The organism is Micromonospora sp. NPDC049359 (assembly GCF_044466585.1).
GTDB lineage: Bacteria > Actinomycetota > Actinomycetes > Mycobacteriales > Micromonosporaceae > Micromonospora.
In genome coordinates this window covers 82519-100439 of record NZ_JBITMW010000018.1, presented here as the reverse complement: position 1 = coordinate 100439, position 17921 = coordinate 82519, and the positions used below count along the sequence as shown (strand labels likewise).

Annotated in this window: 19 protein-coding genes; 10 read left to right on the top strand and 9 right to left on the bottom strand. The window is 73.1% G+C overall.

Annotation, left to right across the window (positions count from 1 at the left end):
- From ACIBTX_RS31075 to ACIBTX_RS31045, 7 genes are all read right to left on the bottom strand, one after another.
- Positions 1–711, bottom strand: coding sequence for a nucleotidyltransferase domain-containing protein (locus ACIBTX_RS31075; protein WP_357122392.1), 711 nt, complete (start codon positions 709–711; stop codon positions 1–3).
- A gap of 36 nt (positions 712–747) precedes the next feature.
- Positions 748–1248 carry a nitroreductase family deazaflavin-dependent oxidoreductase gene (locus ACIBTX_RS31070; protein ID WP_357393697.1) on the bottom strand — a complete coding sequence of 167 codons (501 nt, stop codon included), beginning with the start codon at positions 1246–1248 and terminating at the stop codon, positions 748–750.
- A 74-nt stretch (positions 1249–1322) separates the two neighbouring features.
- Positions 1323–4097 carry an FtsX-like permease family protein gene (locus ACIBTX_RS31065; protein WP_357122398.1) on the bottom strand — a complete coding sequence of 925 codons (2775 nt, stop codon included), beginning with the start codon at positions 4095–4097 and terminating at the stop codon, positions 1323–1325.
- Positions 4098–4114: 17 nt separating this feature from the next.
- Positions 4115–4849, bottom strand: coding sequence for an ABC transporter ATP-binding protein (locus tag ACIBTX_RS31060; RefSeq protein WP_396833351.1), 735 nt, complete (start codon positions 4847–4849; stop codon positions 4115–4117).
- Entirely contained in the window at positions 4846–5448 is a 603-nt protein-coding gene (locus ACIBTX_RS31055; protein ID WP_357122401.1) for a PadR family transcriptional regulator, read from the bottom strand. The genes ACIBTX_RS31060 and ACIBTX_RS31055 overlap by 4 nt, the downstream gene beginning before the upstream one ends.
- Positions 5449–5500: 52 nt before the next feature.
- The gene (locus tag ACIBTX_RS31050) at positions 5501–5938 is read right to left on the bottom strand and encodes a ferritin-like domain-containing protein (RefSeq protein WP_355051637.1); all 438 of its coding nucleotides are present in this window, start codon (positions 5936–5938) and stop codon (positions 5501–5503) included.
- Positions 5935–6462: a hypothetical protein gene (locus tag ACIBTX_RS31045; RefSeq protein WP_357123341.1), complete on the bottom strand. Its 528-nt coding sequence runs from the start codon at positions 6460–6462 to the stop codon at positions 5935–5937. The genes ACIBTX_RS31050 and ACIBTX_RS31045 overlap by 4 nt, the downstream gene beginning before the upstream one ends.
- Positions 6463–6615: 153 nt before the next feature.
- On the opposite strand from ACIBTX_RS31045, the gene rimP reads away from it, so the two are divergent.
- The 10 genes from rimP to ACIBTX_RS30995 all read left to right on the top strand — a co-directional run bounded on the left by rimP (position 6616) and on the right by ACIBTX_RS30995 (position 16498).
- Complete coding sequence (rimP, locus tag ACIBTX_RS31040; RefSeq protein WP_357393699.1) at positions 6616–7317, top strand: ribosome maturation factor RimP; 702 nt, start codon at positions 6616–6618, stop codon at positions 7315–7317.
- Positions 7314–8357 (top strand): transcription termination factor NusA, encoded by a 1044-nt coding sequence (nusA, locus tag ACIBTX_RS31035; protein ID WP_357122410.1) that lies wholly within the window; start codon positions 7314–7316, stop codon positions 8355–8357. Before rimP ends, nusA begins: the two co-directional genes overlap by 4 nt.
- Positions 8358–8373: 16 nt before the next feature.
- Positions 8374–8706, top strand: a complete 333-nt coding sequence (locus ACIBTX_RS31030; RefSeq protein WP_357122413.1) for a YlxR family protein — start codon at positions 8374–8376, stop codon at positions 8704–8706.
- A 93-nt stretch (positions 8707–8799) separates the two neighbouring features.
- Positions 8800–11817: a translation initiation factor IF-2 gene (gene infB / locus ACIBTX_RS31025; RefSeq protein WP_357122416.1), complete on the top strand. Its 3018-nt coding sequence runs from the start codon at positions 8800–8802 to the stop codon at positions 11815–11817.
- A 90-nt stretch (positions 11818–11907) separates the two neighbouring features.
- Positions 11908–12204, top strand: a complete 297-nt coding sequence (locus ACIBTX_RS31020; protein ID WP_357175144.1) for a DUF503 domain-containing protein — start codon at positions 11908–11910, stop codon at positions 12202–12204.
- Positions 12205–12332: 128 nt separating this feature from the next.
- Positions 12333–12830: a 30S ribosome-binding factor RbfA gene (gene rbfA, locus ACIBTX_RS31015; protein ID WP_357122422.1), complete on the top strand. Its 498-nt coding sequence runs from the start codon at positions 12333–12335 to the stop codon at positions 12828–12830.
- Positions 12827–13885: a bifunctional oligoribonuclease/PAP phosphatase NrnA gene (locus ACIBTX_RS31010; RefSeq protein WP_357122425.1), complete on the top strand. Its 1059-nt coding sequence runs from the start codon at positions 12827–12829 to the stop codon at positions 13883–13885. The genes rbfA and ACIBTX_RS31010 overlap by 4 nt, the downstream gene beginning before the upstream one ends.
- Positions 13886–13998: 113 nt before the next feature.
- A complete protein-coding gene (locus ACIBTX_RS31005; protein WP_357122428.1) occupies positions 13999–14406 on the top strand; it encodes a hypothetical protein in 408 nt (135 codons plus the stop codon).
- Positions 14406–14615 (top strand): DUF6186 family protein, encoded by a 210-nt coding sequence (locus ACIBTX_RS31000; RefSeq protein WP_396833354.1) that lies wholly within the window; start codon positions 14406–14408, stop codon positions 14613–14615. Before ACIBTX_RS31005 ends, ACIBTX_RS31000 begins: the two co-directional genes overlap by 1 nt.
- Before the next feature lie 560 nt (positions 14616–15175).
- Positions 15176–16498, top strand: coding sequence for an MATE family efflux transporter (locus ACIBTX_RS30995; RefSeq protein WP_357122431.1), 1323 nt, complete (start codon positions 15176–15178; stop codon positions 16496–16498).
- 12 nt (positions 16499–16510) lie between these two features.
- Here the strand turns inward: ACIBTX_RS30995 and ACIBTX_RS30990 are convergent, their stop codons facing one another.
- Both ACIBTX_RS30990 and ACIBTX_RS30985 read right to left on the bottom strand, forming a co-directional pair.
- Positions 16511–17521, bottom strand: a complete 1011-nt coding sequence (locus tag ACIBTX_RS30990; protein WP_396833350.1) for a hypothetical protein — start codon at positions 17519–17521, stop codon at positions 16511–16513.
- A gap of 11 nt (positions 17522–17532) precedes the next feature.
- Entirely contained in the window at positions 17533–17835 is a 303-nt protein-coding gene (locus ACIBTX_RS30985; protein WP_357122437.1) for a hypothetical protein, read from the bottom strand.
- Between the last annotated feature and the right edge of the window lie 86 nt (positions 17836–17921).

Here is a 17921-nt window from a genome sequence, read left to right as displayed (position 1 = left end):
TCAACCGCCGAGCAGATCGTCGATCGTGCCGTCGACCGGGCGGCCGCGCGCCGCCAGCTCCTCGGCCTGCCGGGTCAGTACCGCACCGACCTCGGTCATGTCCGCGCCGGCCAGACCCGTACGCCGCACCGCGTCGCCCGGATCGCGGAAGTAGGTGCGGCCCAGCAGGCCGGTCACGGTCGCCGCGGCCAACCGCGCCTCACCGAGCATCAGCAGCGCCTGGTCGGTCTCGTACCACTCGGCCAGTCGGGCCGCCCGCGCGTGCGCGGCGCTGCCCCGGTACCAGGCCTGCCGCGCCGCCGTGCTGAACTCCGCCGGCCGGGCCCGGGCGAGTCGGCCGAGGTGCTCGTCGCGCAACGTCCGCAGCCAGCCCGTCGGGTCGAACAGCGACCGGGTGGTGACGTACCGGTCGGCCGTCAGCGGCCACAACGGAGAGAGCATCCGGGCCTGTCCGAGGTAGTCGTCGGCGGCGGCCACGGTCAGGTCGACCAGCACGCCGTCCACCCGCCGGGTCGCCGGCGGCGGCCCGCCACCCGGCCGGTAGGTGACCACCAGCATCCCCACCTCGCCGTTCCCGCCACCGTCGTCGTCGCCGTGCGCGAGGGGCCCGTGGACGGCGATCGCCAGCACATCGGCCGGGAAACGTCGCTGGATCGCCTCGGCCACCCGCTCCGCCACCGACCACCGTCGGTCATCACCGAGCGCGCTCACGGGTCCACAACCTCCCCTGGGGCGACTGGCGTCAGCCTAGCCAGCCGACGGCGGGCTGGCCGGCCCGCCGCGCCCGGTCGGCACCAGCCGGAAGATGCGGATCTCACGGCCCCCGGCCCGCTCGACGTACGTGCGGTACGCCGGCCACTGGGCGACGAGCAGGTCCCACAGACGGTCCCGCTCGGCCCCGGACGCCGGCTCGGCCCGCACCGGGAGCCGGCGGCCCTTCACGTCCACCTCGGCGGCCGGGGCGGCGAGCAGGTTCATCGCCCAACCGGGCTGGTGGGTCTGCCCCCAGTTGGAACCGATCACCACGTACGCGTCGCCGTCGGGCACGTAGAGCAGGGGGTTGCTGCGCGGTTTGCCGGACCGGCGGCCGGTCGTGGTGATCACCAGGGACGGCAGTAAGCCGAGCGCGACCACCCGTCCGCGGGTGAGCCGGCCGACGATCCGGTCGGCGGGTACGAGCAGGCGGGCGGCGGTCCCGAACCAGCGGTGGTGGCCGAGTCGGCGGGTGAGGGTGGTGAGGGCTGACACGCGGATCAGTCTGCCGGTTGCCCGGCACCGGCGGCACCCCCGGACGGTCCGCTTCCGATGGTGCGGTCAAGGCCTCAGTCGAGACGACGTTCGATCGGCAGCCGGGCCCGGGTGAACAGGCCCGCGCCGAACATCGCCACCACCGGCACCAGCACCAGGACGCCCAGCGCCGGCCACGGCACCAGGTACGGGTACGGCTCCATCGCCGGCCAGGCCGTCGCGTACTCCCGGTTGGCCGAGAACAGCACGATCGCCGCGGTGCCGAGACCGGCCACGATGCCGAGCGCCGAACCGAGTCCCGCGATCACCCCGGCCTGACAGATCGCCAGCAGCCGGCGTACGGCGGGGGCCGCGCCGACCGCCGCGAGCGTGGACAGCTCGGCGCGGCCCTCGGCGGCGGCGAGCGCCGTGGCGATCCCGGCCGCGCCCATCGTGATCACTCCGGCCGCGGCGGCGAGCAGCAGCAGCAGCGGCGAGTCGTCACGGGGGGCGGCACCCTGCTCCACCTGGAGGGAGAACGTTCCGAAGCCCCGCAGGTCGGCGGTGAACCGGTCCTGGCGATGTTGGCTGGGCGGCGTCGACGTATTGATCACCCAACCGTTCGAGACCGGCTTCAGGGCGAGCTGCCGGGCTGCCGTCGCGGACAGCAGGAGGCGAGGCTGGCCGCGTGTCGGCGTCAGGGCGTACCCGGGCAGGTCCCATCGCGTGGTGGTCACCTCGTCCCGGCCGGCCCGTACCTCGTTCACCTGCACGGTCACCAGGCCGTCGTGCAGGTAGCGCGGATCGGTCACCACCACGCCCCCGGCGTGCAGCACGGCGGTCGCGGCGGTGGTCGCCGCCGGGTCGGCGCCGGTGAGGAGCGGCAGCGCGCTGCCGTCGTCCACGAGCGTCTGCACGTAGCTCCCGAAGTAGTCCGCCGCGCGGTCCCGGCAGCGCGGGTCGGCCAGCGCCTGCCGACGTTGGGTCGCGGACAGGTTGTCCCCGGGCTCAAAGGGGCAGGCATGATCCGCCGGGAGTTCCGGTACGACGGAGCAGTAGCTGGCCGGGCCGCCCACCGACGGGCAGGCCGTGCCCTGCACCAGGGCGACGGCGCTGGCGCCGAGGTGGTGCCGGGCGGCGGTGCTGACCTGCTCCAACGACGGTTCCGGCCGCAGCGCCGGATCATTGCGGTTGACCAGGACGTGACCGGTGGGCAGCAGCGGCTGATAGGTGCGGGCGTCGCGGACCGCGTCGCTGGCCAGGTAGCCGCCGAGCGCGACGCTGCCGGCCACCGCCGCCATCACGGCGCAGATGGCCGGCGCTGCGGCGGCCCGGTTACGGCTCGCGTCGCGCAGCGCGATCCGGGGCGCCGGCGGCAGCACCCGACCGAGCCGGGCGAGCCCGCCGATCAGGGTGGGTGTGCAACAGACCAGGCCCAGCTCCCCGAGGATCAGACCGGCCAGGATCACCGCGGGGGACGTCCGACTGGCCCCGAACGCCGCGAGCGCCGCCCCGCCGACGACCAGCGCCAATCCGCTGACGAGCGCCCGGGCCCGGGGCGGGGGAGGGGTCCGTCGACCGGCGAGCCCGGCCATCACGTCCTGCCGGGCCGCCGTCCAGGCCGGCGCCAACGCCGCCAGCACTCCGGCCAGCACCGCGACCCCGCCGAGCACGACCAGGGCCAGCGGCCAGCAGCGGTACGCGCCGAAGCGGGTGCCGAACACGTACTGCTCCATGACGGGACGTCCGGCGAACGCCGCGCCGACGCCGAGCAGCAGCCCGGCCACGGCGCCCAGCACCCCGAGCACCACCCCGTCGGCGAGCACGACCCGGCGCAGGTGGGCCGCGTCACCGCCGGCCACCGCGACCAGGGCCAGGTCACGGCGTCGACGGCGGACCCCGACGGCGAACGCCGGCCCGACCAGCAGCACCACCTCCAGCAACCCCAGCCCGGCGATCAGCACCATCGTGCTCAGGTCGCTGGTGTTGGCGGGCCCGACGTACCCGATGAAGCTCCGGGAAGACGTCATCGAATCCGGCACGTGGCGGCGCGCCACCACCACTCCGCGTTCGTTGAGCCGGCCGACCATCGCCGCGTCGACGGTGCCGGGCACGTCGATCAGCCACCTGCTGTCCGGCTGCGCATCGGCCCGGCCGACGGCCGCCGGGTGCAGCGCGATCACCGGGCCGAGGTCGTCGGGGAACTCGACCACACCGACCACCGTGTACGTCCGGGTCCGGTCGGCGGTGGGCACCGCCTCGCCGAGGCGTCCGTCCAGCCGGCGCAGCGCCGTCGGACTCAGCGCGACCTCTCCGGGTTGCTGCGGCGCCCGCCCCGAGCGGAACCGCACCAGACCGCGGGCCAGCGGGTCGGTGAGGTCGAGAATCCAGGCCTGGAGGGTCTCGTCGCCGCGCGGGCCCCGCACCGTCACCGGGCTGCCGGCACGTATCTCGGTGACCCGGCTGCCGGGGCCGAGCAACGCGGTCACCTCGTCGGCCGTGGTCGGACGACTCATCGCCGATTGGCCGTCGTCACGGGGATACCAGGTGTCGCCCCACTCGTCCTGAACGACCGGGGTGTCGGCGAACCACCGCAGCTCCGCGTCGGCGACGCCGAGCCGGCGGTCGAGCTGCTCCTGCGGTGTCAGCTCGGCCATGTCGTAGCTCGCCGCCAGAAAGGCCAGCACCAGCACCGGAAGCGCGATCATCGCCAGCACCAGGGCGGTACGCCGTCGCGCCCGTCGCGACTCCCGGCGAGCGATCCGCAGCGCCGCCCGCCACGAGCCGGTCAGTTCGGCGAACCGTCGCCGCCGCCCGGGTTCGAGCGGTGTCGGCGGCCCGACCGGAGGGTCGGCGCTGCCGCGTGTCACCGGCGTCCGGCGCAGGGTCAACGGTCGCTACCGGAGAGGAGTTGCTCGACGCTGCCCAGCGGCGCGGTCGTGTCGACCAGCACGCCGTCGCGCAGGAACACCACCCGGTCGGCCCAGCCGGCGTGCCGCGCCTCGTGGGTGACCAGGATGCCGGCCGCGCCCGCGTCGACCCGGCGGCGCAACAGGTGCAGCACCGCCTCACCGGTCTGCGAGTCGAGCGCCCCGGTGGGTTCGTCGGCGAGCACCAGCCGGCGCTCGCCGACCAGCGCGCGGGCGATGGCCACCCGCTGCTGCTGGCCGCCGGAGAGTTGATCGGGGAAGCGGTCACCCAGCGCGGGCAGGCCCACCTCGGTCAGCGCGGCCAGGGCGGCCGCCCTGGCCCGCCGGCCGCCGACGCCGTCGAGTTCCAGCGGGAGCGCGACGTTCTCCAGCGCGCTCAGGCTGCCGAGCAGGTTGAGGTGCTGGAAGATGTAGCCGATGCGGCGTCGGCGTAGCTGCGCCAGCCCGCGGCGGTCCAGCGCGCCGAGCGGCTGCCCCTCCACCCGGACGTCGCCACGGGTCGGGCGGTCGAGGCCGCCGGCGAGGGCCAGCAGCGTCGACTTCCCGGAACCGGACGGACCCATCACGGCGACCAGCTCGCCCGGCCGAACGACGAGGCTGACACCGCGCAGCGCGTGCACCGCCGCCGGGCCGACCCCGTGGGTGCGGTGGACGGCGCGCAGGTCAAGCACCGCGTCGCCCGATCCGCTCACCGTCGCGCCTCCTCATCGGCCCACCGTGCGGCGTCGGACGCGTCACCAGCGCCCGGTCGGGGCGGGTGCGGCGGCGGTCCACCCGGCCGGTGCCGCACCAGACTGCTCTCGCAGTGGTCCAGCCAGCGCACCTCGGCTTCGGCCTGGAACACCATCGAGTCCAGGACCAGCCGCCACGGCAGGTCCTCCGGCCGGTCGCTGCCGTACTTCAACCGGGTCAACTCCTGCAACGCGCGCATCGTCGCGCTGCGCTGGGCCTGCACCACCGAGCGGACGTCCACGCCGGGCGTGGTGAGTGCCAGGGCCAGTTTGATCGCCAGCTCGTCGCGCGGCCGGTCGGTACGGCTGATCGGCGTGGCGAACCACAGGGTGAGGTCGGCCCGGCCGGCGTCGGTGATCTCGTACGGGCGCTGGCCGGCCTCGCTCTCCGGCAGCGGGCGCACCAGGCCGTCCCGTTCCAGCCGGGCCAGCGTGGTGTAGACCTGCCCGATGTTCAGCGGCCAGGTCGAGCCGGTCGACTCCTCGAAAGCGGCGCGCAGCTGGTAGCCGTACATCTGGCCGCGTTCGAGGAGGGCGAGCAGCCCGTGACGGATGGACATGGCAACGGAGTATGCATACCTGGTATGGGCTCCGCAACCGGGGCGGATCGGTTCAGCTCGGGCGGCCGGGAAATGCGACAGTCGGTGGGGCCACCCCGGCGGCCTTGCGCCACTTGGTGGCCCGCACGGCGTACTCGACGAGGGCGGCCAGCGCCTGGTCCCGGTCGGCGCCGGTGGTGGACGCCAACGCGGCACGCCAGTGCGCCGCGGTGCGCTCCTCCACCTCGATGGCCAGCCGGAGGGCGCTCGCCCGGTTGGTGACCGGGAACGGCAGCGCGTAGCCGGCCCGGCCTGGTGGAACGGTGCCCCCGGCGGCGCTCAACTGCACCACCACCGCGTCGCGTCGGCGTCGGTGCGCGGCCTCCGCCTGGTGGGCGGCGTCGCGGACCGCGCCGGTGAGTCGGACCCCGATCCGCCCGTACGCGTAGATGGCCGCGTACTCGGCGGTGAGCGCGGCGGCGAGGGCCTCCTCGGCGGTGGGCTGCTTCACTTCAGTGCCTCCTGGTGGGTGGCCCGCGCCGCGGCGATCGATCCGAGCAGCGCGGCCCGTGCGGCGGGCGCGGCGGCGCAGGCGGCGGTGGCGGACTGCTGGGCGGCCTTCTCCCGCGCGCGAAGGTCGGCGAGCGCGCCCGCCGGCTCGGTGGCCGCGGTGGCGCTCGGGTCGACGGCGGGCGCGGACGGCAGGGTGATGCCGACGACCCGGGCGAGTTCGGTGGCGTGCGCGGTGTGCGTCTCGGCGATGGGATTGAGGCGGTCGGCCAGGTCCGGGTGGGCGGCGGCGCTCGCCCGGTACGCCGTGGCGAGGCTCAGTGACTCGTCCACCATCGACCGCAGCGGGTCCGGCGGTGGCGTCGGCTCGTCGTCACGGTCGAAAAGATCACAGCCTGTCAGCGGCGCCACCGCGCCGCCGAGTGCCAGGAGAGCGCCGGCCCGGAGGAGCTTTCGCCGAGATTGCCCGAATACTTCGTCGCGCTGAGTCGTTCTGCCGATCCCCACCGGGCAAGTCAACACCATCGGGTCGGGTCCGGGCGTCACCGGCGTCGGTGCGCCGCCCGGCCCGTCGCCCGGCAGGCGCGTTACGCTCTGCGCAGCCACCGGCGCGTCCGCTCCGGTGGCGTGCCGGCATGGCGGGACGACGTCCCGATCGACCAGGGAAAGGGTGCGTACATGACGCAGCGTGGCCGTACCACCAGGTCGACGGGTCGACCCCGCGACGGCGCGGGCCCCCGCGCTCCACGCGGCGGCGGTGATCTCGCGGCCCGCCGTACCCGGTTGCGGACCGTGATCGAGCCGGTGGTCAACGGCGTGGGCTACGACCTGGAGGACCTGTCGGTCTCCCGAGCCGGACGCCGGCACGTGGTGCGGGTGATCGTGGACGCGGACGGCGGGATCGACCTGGACGCCGTCGCGGACGTCTCCCGCGCGGTCTCGAAGGCGCTGGACGCGGCCGAGGAGGCCGACGGCGACATCGTCGCCGGGGAGTACCAGCTCGAGGTCAGCTCGCCCGGCGTGGACCGGCCGCTCACCCTGCCCCGGCACTGGCGACGCAACGTAAGCCGACTGGTCAAGGTCACCGTCCGGGGCGCCGCGGCGCTGCCCGGCCAACGCGGCGAGCAGCCCTCGGGGGACCGTCAGGTGACCGGCCGGGTGCTCGGGGCCGACGACGAGGGCGTACGGCTGGAGACCGACGGCGGCGAGGTCCAGTGGGCATACGCCCAGCTGGGCCCGGGCCGGGTGCAGGTCGAGTTCACCCGCCTCGCCGAGCTGGGTGAGCCGGACGAGTTCGACGACGCGGACGAGACCGACGAGTACGACGATGCAGAAGACATCGACGACGACGATGATGATGTGGAGGACGAGGAGAGGTGAACATCGACCTCGCGGCGCTGCGCGCACTCGAGCGCGAGCGGGAGATCCCGTTCGACACGATTCTCGCGGCGATCGAGACCGCGTTGCTGACCGCCTACCGGCACACTGACGGCGCTGAGCCGCACGCCCGGGTGGAGATCGACCGTAAGTCCGGCGCGGCCCTGGTGTACGCGCAGGAGATGGACGAGGACGGCTCGCTGGTGCGGGAGTGGGACGACACCCCGCACGACTTCGGCCGGATCGCCGCCATGACCGCCAAGCAGGTGATCCTTCAGCGCCTGCGGGAGGCCACCGACGAGGTGCACTTCGGCGAGTACGTGGGTCGCGAGGGTGACCTGGTCACCGGCGTGGTGCAGGCGCACGAGACGCGTACCGAGAAGGGCATCGTCAGCGTCGACCTGGGCAAGCTGGAGGGCGTCCTGCCGCAGTCCGAGCAGGTGCCCGGCGAGCGGTACGCGCACGGTGAGCGCGTCCGGTGCGTGGTGGTGCACGTGGCCAAGGGCATGCGCGGGCCGCAGATCACCCTGTCCCGCTCCCACCCGGCGTTGGTCAAGAAGCTGTTCGCGCTGGAGGTGCCGGAGATCGCCGACGGCACCGTCGAGATCGGCGCGATCGCGCGTGAGGCAGGTCACCGTACGAAGATCGCTGTCCGCTCCACCACCCCCGGCGTGAACGCCAAGGGCGCCTGCATCGGTCCGATGGGTCAGCGGGTGCGCGCCGTGATGAGCGAGCTGCACGGCGAAAAGATCGACATCATCGACTGGTCGGATGACCCGGCCACCTTCGTCGGAAACGCGTTGTCGCCGGCCAAGGCGCTACGGGTCGAGGTCGTGGACCTGGCTGGCCGGGCCGCCCGGGTGACCGTTCCTGACTTCCAGCTTTCGCTCGCCATCGGTCGCGAGGGGCAGAATGCCCGCCTTGCTGCCCGCTTGACCGGTTGGCGGATCGATATTCGGTCCGATGCGGAGCAGCCGGCTCCGGCCGCGCGCGGGGCCGTGGATCAGGTGCGGGAGCCGGGCGGCGCGATCTCGGGCAGCTAGGGGTAGACTTCTTCCAGTGGTACGACGCACTCAGCCGGAGCGCACCTGTGTGGGCTGCCGGCAACGTGCGCCGGCCAGCGAATTGCTGCGGGTCGTCGCGATCAGAGACGAGGCTGGTCACAGCCTCCGGCCTGATCCGCGCCGCAGGCTGCCGGGTCGGGGAGCGAACATGCACCCGGATCCGGCCTGCTTCGCGCTGGCGGTGCGGCGCCGCGCCTTCGGGCGAGCGCTGCGCATCACCGAGGTCCTCGACCACGGTGTGCTGGCAGAGCACGTCGATGCGCCAACCACTACGTCCGGTCAGCCCGACCGGGCGAGGGTCGCTAGCAGGGTAGGACGACCGACATGAGCACACGATGAAGTCCCTGAAATGACCAGGCTTCAAGTGCACGAGTGAGGTCGCTGCGGGTGCTGCCCGCACGACCTCGGAGTGAGGAGTGCAGTGGCAGGCAAGGCCCGCGTACACGAGCTTGCAAAAGAGCTCGGGGTCGAGAGTAAGACCGTTCTCGCCAAGTTGAAGGAAATGGGCGAGTTCGTGAAGTCCGCGTCCAGCACCGTCGAGGCGCCCGTCGCCCGGCGACTGCGTAACGCGTTCGTCGCGTCCGCCGGGTCCCCGGCTCCGGCCGCCCCGTCGGCGCCCGTGTCGACGCCGGCTTCCAACCCGACCCCGACGCCGTCACCGACCCCGGGCGCGCCCCGGGTCTCGGCCAAGCCGATGCCGCCGCGGCGGCCGGCTGCGCCGGTACCCGGTCCGAAGCCCAAGGGTCCGGTGCCCGGTGCGCCGCAGTCGGCGGCCCCGGTCGCCAAGCCGGCGAGTGCCCACGACATCGAGGTGGCGGCCGCGGAGGCGCGCGCCGCCGCGCTGAAGGCTGAGCAGGAGGCCGCGGTCAAGGCCGCGCAGGCCGCCCGCCAGCAGCAGCGTGACAACCCCGTCCGCCGGGAGCCCCCGGCCGACGGCAACCGGCCCGGTCCTCGGCCGGGTCCTGCGGCGATGCCGCCCCGTCCCGGTTCACCGGCGGCTCGTCCGAACACGCCGGCTCCGGGTCCGGGTGCCCGCCCCGGCGGTCGTCCGCCGGCGCGTGGCGCCGGTAACAACCCGTTCGGCATCCAGGGTGGCCAGCAGCAGCAGCGGCCCCCGGCCGCCGGCGCGGGTGGCCCCCGGCCGAACAGCCCGGCGGGTATGCCGCCGCGGCCGAGCCCGAACTCCATGCCGCCGCGGCCCAGCCCGGCGTCCATGCCGAGTCAGCGTCCGGCCGCCGGTCGTCCCGGCCCCGGTGGCGCGGGTCGCCCCGGTGGCGGCGCGGGCCGTCCCGGTGGCGGTGGCGGCGGGTTCCGTGGCGGTCCCGGCGGTGGCGGTGGCGGCGGCGGTGGTTACCGCGGCGGCCCCGGTGGCGGTGCGGGTGCCGGCGGTGGCGGTGGCTACCGTGGCGGTCCCGGCGGCGGTGGCGGTGCTCCCGGTGGCGGTTTCCGTCCGGGTGGTCCGGCCGGTGGCGGCGGTCGTCCGGGTGCGGGCGGTCGTGGCCGTGGCGGCGGTGCCGCGGGTGCCTTCGGGCGTCCGGGTGGTCGGCCGACGCGCGGTCGCAAGTCCAAGAAGCAGCGCAGACAGGAGTTCGACAACCTGTCGGCTCCGACCATGAGCTCGGGTGCTCCCCGGGGTCAGGGTCAGGTCGTCCGGCTCTCCCGTGGCGCCTCGCTGTCGGACTTCGCCGACAAGATCAACGCCAACCCGGGTTCGCTGGTCCAGGAGATGTTCAACCTGGGCGAGATGGTCACCGCGACCCAGTCCTGTTCTGACGACACCCTGCACCTGCTGGGTGAGCACCTGGGCTTCGACATCCAGATCGTCAGCCCGGAGGACGAGGACCGCGAGCTGCTCGCGCAGTTCAACATCGACCTCGACGCGGAGGTGGCCGAGGAGCGTCTGGTCAGCCGTGCGCCGGTGGTGACCGTCATGGGTCACGTCGACCACGGTAAGACCAAGCTGCTCGACGCCATCCGTAAGGCGAACGTGGTGGCCGGTGAGGCGGGTGGCATCACCCAGCACATCGGTGCGTACCAGGTCCACGTCCCGCACGAGGGCGAGGACCGGGCGGTCACGTTCATCGACACCCCGGGTCACGAGGCGTTCACCGCCATGCGTGCCCGTGGCGCCCAGGTCACGGACATCGTGATCCTGGTCGTCGCGGCCGACGACGGCGTGATGCCGCAGACCATCGAGGCGTTGAACCACGCCAAGGCGGCCGACGTGCCGATCGTGGTCGCGGTCAACAAGGTCGACAAGCCGGACGCCAACCCGGACAAGGTCCGCCAGCAGCTGACCGAGTACGGCCTGGTCGCCGAGGAGTACGGCGGCGACACCATGTTCGTCAACGTGGCCGCGAAGCCGGGCATCGGCATCGAGGAACTCCTCGAGGCCGTCCTGCTCACCGCCGACGCGTCGCTGGAGCTGACCGCTCCGATCGACGGGCCGGCACAGGGTGTGGCCATCGAGGCGCACCTGGACAAGGGCCGCGGTGCGGTGGCGACGGTGCTGGTGCAGAAGGGCACCCTGCGGGCGGGCGACTCGATCGTCGCCGGTGGGGCGCACGGCCGGGTCCGGGCCATGCTCGACGAGAACGGCAACCAGCTCTCCGAGGCTGGTCCGGCGCGTCCGGTCATGGTGCTGGGTCTGACCGCGCCGCCCGGCGCGGGTGACACGTTCCTCGCCGCGGCGGACGACCGTACGGTGCGGCAGATCGCCGAGCAGCGCCAGGCACGGCGGCGGGCGGCGTCCTTCGCCAACTCCCGTGGCCGGGCCACTCTTGAGACGCTCATGGAGCAGCTCAAGGAGGGCGAGAAGACCTCGCTCAACCTCATCCTCAAGGGCGATGTCTCCGGTTCGGTGGAGGCCCTCGAGGACGCGCTGTTCAACCTCGACATCCCCGAGGAGGTCCAGCTCAAGGTCCTCGACCGGGGCGTCGGCGCGATCACGGAGAGCAACGTCATGCTCGCCAGCGCGTCGTCCGAGCCGGTCACGATCATCGGCTTCAACGTGCGGGCCTCGAACAAGGTCCGCGAGATGGCCGACCGCGAGGGCGTGGAGATCCGGTACTACACCGTCATCTACCAGGCCATCGAGGAGATCGAGGCGGCGCTCAAGGGCCTGCTCAAGCCGGAGTACGAGGAGGCCGAGCTGGGCACCGCGGAGATCCGCGACGTGTTCCGCTCGTCCAAGATCGGCAACATCTCCGGTTGCATCGTCCGGTCGGGCATCATCCGGCGCAACGCGAAGGCTCGGCTGCTTCGGGACGGGACGGTCGTGGCGGACAACCTCACGATCACCTCGCTCAAGCGGTTCAAGGACGACGCCACCGAGGTCCGCGAGGGCTTCGAGTGTGGTCTGACCCTGGGTGGTTACAACAACGTCCAGGTCGGCGACGTCATCGAGACCTTCGAGATGCGGGAGAAGGTTCGCGCCTGATCCGGCAGTGACACGCTGATCAAGGGGTTTACGCCGGCCGGCGTAAACCCCTTGATCATGCGGGGTGGGGTGGCGGTATCGTCCGGGGCGATGTTCACCGGAACCGCGGTCTTCGACCTGTTGCTGCCGGGCGACTCCCGGTCGCTCAAAGCCAAGAGATCATATGTACGGCCGATCGTGGCGGCCCTGCGCCGCTTCGAGGTGTCGGCCGCCGAGGTGGGAGCGCTCGACCTACACGGTCGAGCCCAGATTGCGGTGGCCGTGGTCGCCGCCGAGGCGGCGCACGTCCGCGAGGTGCTCGACTCCTGCGAGCGCCTGATGGCCGCCCGTCCCGAGGTCGAACTGCTGTCGGTTCGACGCCGGCTGTACGGCGTGGACGACGACTGACCCACGGGGCCGGCGGTGCCCGGCGACCGGCGCCGCCGCGAAGGTAGTGTTCGAGATGTTGGCCGGTCGGCCGGCGGCCTCCAGGGCCGCCGGGCCGGCCGGGAGCGGGACGCCGTGGAGGTGGCGAGATGTCTGATCCGGCCAAGGTACGCCGGCACGCGGAACGAGTGCGTGAGCTGGTCGCTTCGGTGGTGCGGAGCCAGATCAAGGATCCGCGTCTGGGCATGATCACCATCACCGATGCCCGGATCACCGCCGACCTGCGCGACGCGACGGTCTTCTACACGGTGCTGGGTGACGCGGTGGCCCAGGCGGACACCGCGGCGGCTCTGGAGAGCGCCAAGGGGTTGCTGCGCAGCACGGTCGGTAAGGCGCTCGGGCTGCGGCACTCGCCCACGCTGACGTTCGTTCTCGACGACGTGCAGGACCAGGTCAAGCACATCGACGACCTGCTCGCCGCCGCGCGCAACGCCGACGCGGAGGTGCAGCGGCTCGCCGCGCGCGCCGAGTACGCGGGCGACGCGCAGCCGTACCGCGTCGAGGACGAGGACGAGGACGAGACGGACGAGGAGGCCGACGCGGCCGCCGACGCCACGGAGACCCCCCGGGGTGGGGCGGCGCGGTGACGGGCGCCGCCGGTGCCCAACTCGCCGCGACGGTCGACGGCGGCCCGTCCGAGGCGGACTGGGCGGCGGCCGAGGCGCTGATCCGTGCTCTCCCGTCGACCGGCCGGGTGTTGCTGATCTGCCACGTCAACCCGGACGGTGACGCGCTGGGCAGCATGCTCGGCTTCGGTCTGGGCCTGCGTCAGTTCGGCGTACACCGGGTGCAGGCGACCTTTCCCGGGCCGCCGGAGGTGCCCGAGCCGTTGCGGGGTCTGCCCGGGATGGAGCTCCTGGTCCCGGCGGGCGACGCCGACCCCGCGCCGGACCTGGTGATCTGCTTCGACGCGGCCAGCGAGTCGCGCCTCGGCGCGCTGGCCGACCGGCTGTCGACGGCCGGTGCGGCGCTGGTGCTCGACCACCACGCCTCGAATCCGGGCTTCGGCACGGTCAATCTGATCGACCCGGGTGCCGCCGCCACGTCGGTGGTCGCCGATCGGCTCCTGGCGCGGCTGGGCGTGACGACGGACCGGGCCATCGCCGAGTGCCTGTACGTGGCGCTGACCACGGACACCGGCTCGTTCCGCTTCGAGGCGACCACTCCGGCCGTACACCAGATGGCCGCCCGGTTGCTCGCCACCGGCATCTCGCCCGGTGACATCTCCCGGCGCGTCTTCGACACCCGACCCTTCGGAGCGGTTCGGCTCTTCGGCGAGGTGCTCGGCCGTGCCCGTCTGGAGCCGGCCGCCGCCGACGGTCGGGGCCTGGTGTGGACTACCGCCACCCTCGATGACTTGGCCCGCCACGACCAGCCGCCGTACGTGCTGGAGGCGCTCATCGACTCGGTGCGGTGCACCGCCGAGGCGGACGTGAGCTGCGTGCTGAAGCAGACCGCGCCCGACGAGTGGGCCGTGTCGATGCGCAGCAAGGGCGCGGTGGACGTCAGCCGCGTGGCGGTCGCGATGGGCGGGGGCGGCCACCGGTTCGCGGCCGGGTTCACCGGCCGGGGGAGCGCCGAGCAGGTCGTCGAGGCGATCCGCGGCGAGTTGGGCGCGGCGCTGGTCTCCGGCGTCGGCTGATCCCCGGCGGCCCGCCCGCTGCGGTGGCGCTGGTGGTCCGCACGGCAAGTTCAGGGTCAGCTCCGGGGAGTGTTGGCCTTCCCGCGCTGGGTGAGACCGGGAAGAATTGCGGGATGGAGCAGCCGCACGATCTCACCGTGGAGGCCCCCCGAGCCTGGGACCGGCCCGCCGTCTCCGTTCCGGTTCTCCTCTGCCTGTCCCTCGTCGGGGGGCGGTTCGCGTCGTTCTCCACGGAGGCGAATCTCTACACGCTCGGCACCGGCGGGGTGTTGATCTGGCTCGGTCTGAGCAACCGGGTGCCCCGGCGTCCGGCGCCGCCCCGGCTGCGCGCGGGGGCGGCCTGGTGGGCCCTGCCCGTCGTGATCTTCGGTGTCTTCGAGGGCGCCACCTTCGTGCTCGCCGTGGGCGACGACTTTCCCACCTTCTCCCGGCTCGCCGACCCCCTGCTGGAAGATCATCTGACTCGGTCGGTGGCGTGGTTCGCCTGGTTGGCCGCGTTCTGGGGATTGGTGCGGCGATGATGCGGGCCCTCGCGATCGGCGGTTTCCTGGCCGCGCTCGTGCTCTTCGCCGTCATCGAGGTGCTGGCCCGCCGGGAGGGCTCCCAGATCCCCACGATGAGCGACGTGTGCGCGTACGTGATGCGCTACGAGGTCGGCCCGGTGCCGGTGGGCAGGATCGGTCTGTTCGGCTTCTGGTGGTGGCTGGGCTGGCACTTCCTGGCCCGGTGAGGCGGGCTGCCGAGAGTCCAAATGGCGGGAACCGTGGGCAGCATATGGACCTGAACGATAACTTGGGAAGTGGCCGGCATCACGGTGTGGTGCAGGTCGTGGGTGGTGGTGCCACACCTCGCGCCGCCTCCCTCCAGGGTCGGACCGACCCGGGCTCGCTGCCCAGTCGGCTGCTCCGGTAACCCCGGACCGCCGTGGGGCGCTCAGCACGACCGCCCGTGAGGGCCGCCGCGTGCCGGTGGCTCGCACCCTGGAAGGAGCGCCACCATGCCGAACAAGCCCAAGCCCGAGACCACCGACGACGCCCGCGAGCAGGCCCGCCGCGCGCTGCAGACGTCGATGGACACCCGTCAGTGACCCCCTGGTAGACCAGCGCACTCAAACACCCACCCGGTCTGCCGATCTTGCACTTGCGGTGGCGACAAAGCTGGTCGAAAGGCGCATTTCGCCAGCACAAAGTGCAAGATCGACGAGGTTGGGCACCGCTGCTGGCTCGGTGCGGGGGGTAAGCCTCTGACGCGCTTGTGATCCTTACCGCGCTCGTGTCAGGATCGTCGGCGATGAGCCAGACCGCCACCGTCGACCGATCCGCCTCGCCACGTCGGATCGCGAGCCTCGCCCTGCCGGCGCTCGTGGTGCTCGCCGCCGAGCCGCTCTACGTGCTCGTCGACACGGCCGTCGTCGGGCACCTCGGTCGCGTACCGCTCGCCGCGCTCGCCGTCGGCGGCACGGTGATGACGCTCACCGCCTGGCTCGGAACGGTCGTCGCGTACGGCACCACGGGGCGTTCGGCCCGTCGCTTCGGCGCCGGCGACCGAGCGGCGGCGGTGGCCGAGGGAGTCCAGTCGTCCTGGCTGGCGCTCGGCGTCGGACTGCTGGTGGCGATCGGCATGCAGATCGGCGGGGGCGCGTTGGCGCGTACCCTCGCCGGAGGTGGTGGCGACGTGGCCGGCGCCGCCGCCGCGTGGCTGCGCGTCGCGGCGCTCGGCGCCCCTGGCCTGCTGCTCGCCGCCGCCGGCAACGGCTGGCTGCGCGGCGTGCAGGACACCCGTCGCCCGCTGTACTTCGTGCTCGGCCCCAATCTGGTCTCCGGCCTGCTCTGCCCGCTGCTGGTCTACCCCGCCGGCCTGGGGCTGACCGGCTCGGCGGTCGCCAACGCGGTCGCGCAGACCCTCTCCGGCGTGCTCTTCGCCGGGGCGCTGGTCGCCGAGCGGGTGTCGCTGCGGCCCCGGCCGCGCCTGATCCGCGACCAGTTGGTGCTCAGCCGGGACCTGCTGATCCGGGGTCTGGCGTTCCAGGCGAGCTTCCTCTCCGCGACGGCGGTCGCCGCCCGCTTCGGCGCCGCCGCCGTCGGCGCCCACCAGATCGCCCTGCAACTGTGGTTCTTCACCGCGCTGGTGCTCGACGCGCTCGCCATCGCCGCGCAGTCCCTCATCGGCGCCGCGCTCGGGTCGGGCGACGCGGCGGGCGCGCGGGCGCTGGCCCGCCGGATCGGACTGCTCGGCGGCGTCTGCGGCGTCGCCTTCGCCGTGGTCATCGCCGCCGGCGCGGGCGTCGTGCCGTCCTGGTTCAGCTCCGACGGGCAGGTACGGGAGCAGGCAATGGTCGCCTGGCCCTGGTTCGTCGCCATGCTGCCGCTGGCCGGTGTCGTGTTCGCGCTCGACGGCGTGTTGATCGGCGCCGGTGACGTCCGTTACCTGCGCAATCTCACCATCGTGGCGGCGCTCGGCGGCTTCCTGCCGGCCATCTGGCTGGCGTACGTGCTCAACCTGGGACTCGGTGGCATCTGGGCGGGACTCACCCTGTTCGTGGTGATCCGACTCGTCGCCCTGTTGCTGCGGGTCCGCTCCGGCGGCTGGGCGGTCGTCGGGGCGGTTCGCTGACCCGCCCGCCGGTCAACAGCGGACGGTGGTCGGCGGGGGCGCGTCGAGGTCGAAGATCGTGCCCGGGTCGCCCGCGGGTATCCGATCCCCGTGCGTGTCGGCCACCCAGAACTGCTCCTGCACCCAGCCGTCACGGAGCTTGCCGCAGTCCGCGTTCCAGGTCACCAGCTTCGCTGAGACGATCCGCAGGCCTTGAGTGGAAGCCGGCACGTCCTCCGGGTGCGGCACCTGCCACACCACACGGTCACGCAGCGCCACCACACTGGCGCCGGCCGGCGCTCGCAGGTCCACGTCGAAGGGGTACGCCCACACGAACTCCGTGGAGACCTCCAGCATCCGGGTGCCGTTCTCCGTGGTGGCCCGGTAACTGACCCGTCCGTCGGCCCGGATACCGAGCTCCCAGTCCGAGGGCGACGCCATCCGGGTCGCGTACCGCAGGAAGGCGTTGCCGGTGAAGTCCGACCTGAGCTGCTCACGAATGTCCGGGGCGAGCAGCCGGAGGAACGGTTCCGGGTCGCCCGAGAGCATGGACGTGTCCAGTCGGCTCTCGATCAACCCTTTACGCACCGTCTCCAACGCCGCCCCTACCTGGGCCTCGGTGAAGGGCCCGGTGGCCTTCGCCGTCGGCATCCGCACGGCCTGTTCACCGGGGGCGAAGGAGGCTGCCGGTGAGCCGGCGAACAGGTCCCGCGGTTCGCCCACTCTGCTCACCGCTGCGGTGCCGCTCGGGGTGGGAGTCGCCGAGGTGGACGTGCGGACGTTGTCGGCCAGCCGGTCGACGATCACCAGGCCTCCGCCGACCATCGCCACAGCCAGCAGGAGTCCAAGTCCCAGCATCAGCGCGCCGTTGTGCCGGGCGGAGAAGAAGCGGACCCGATCCCAGCCGGCGGGCTGGTGCTCGGTCCGCGCCGAGTTCATCCACTCCGGGAGCGCCACCGGGTTGACCTCCGCGACGGCGGCCGGCGGCGAGGGCGGATCGGTCGGGCCCGGGGGTGTGGGCTCGTTCGGCGCAGTCTGCGTCATGGCTCTTCCCGTCAGTAATCGCCGCTGGCGGCCAGCGCGAGCAGATAGTAGGCGCCCGTCACCAGAGCGGTGCCGAGGACACCAGCCGCGATGAAGGACAGCACGGCGACGAGGTGTGGATGCGTCTCGCTCCACCGAGCCCGGTCGCGCCGGTGCCACATCGCGCGGCGGGCCGTGCGCAGCGGCGGCGACCGTTCGATCAGATCGTCGACGTAGCGTGCCGGGGTTCGCCGCTTCGGTGTCGGCTGCCGCATCCACTGCGGCAGATCGACCCGAGCGCGGTGCTCGTGGGCCGGACGGCGGTCGGGGGTCATCGGAGTCCTGGTCCTCGTCTACGGGTGCGGGCGGATGATCTTCGCATCTTCGAGAGGACGTTGGCCGACCCGTGGGACAAACCGAC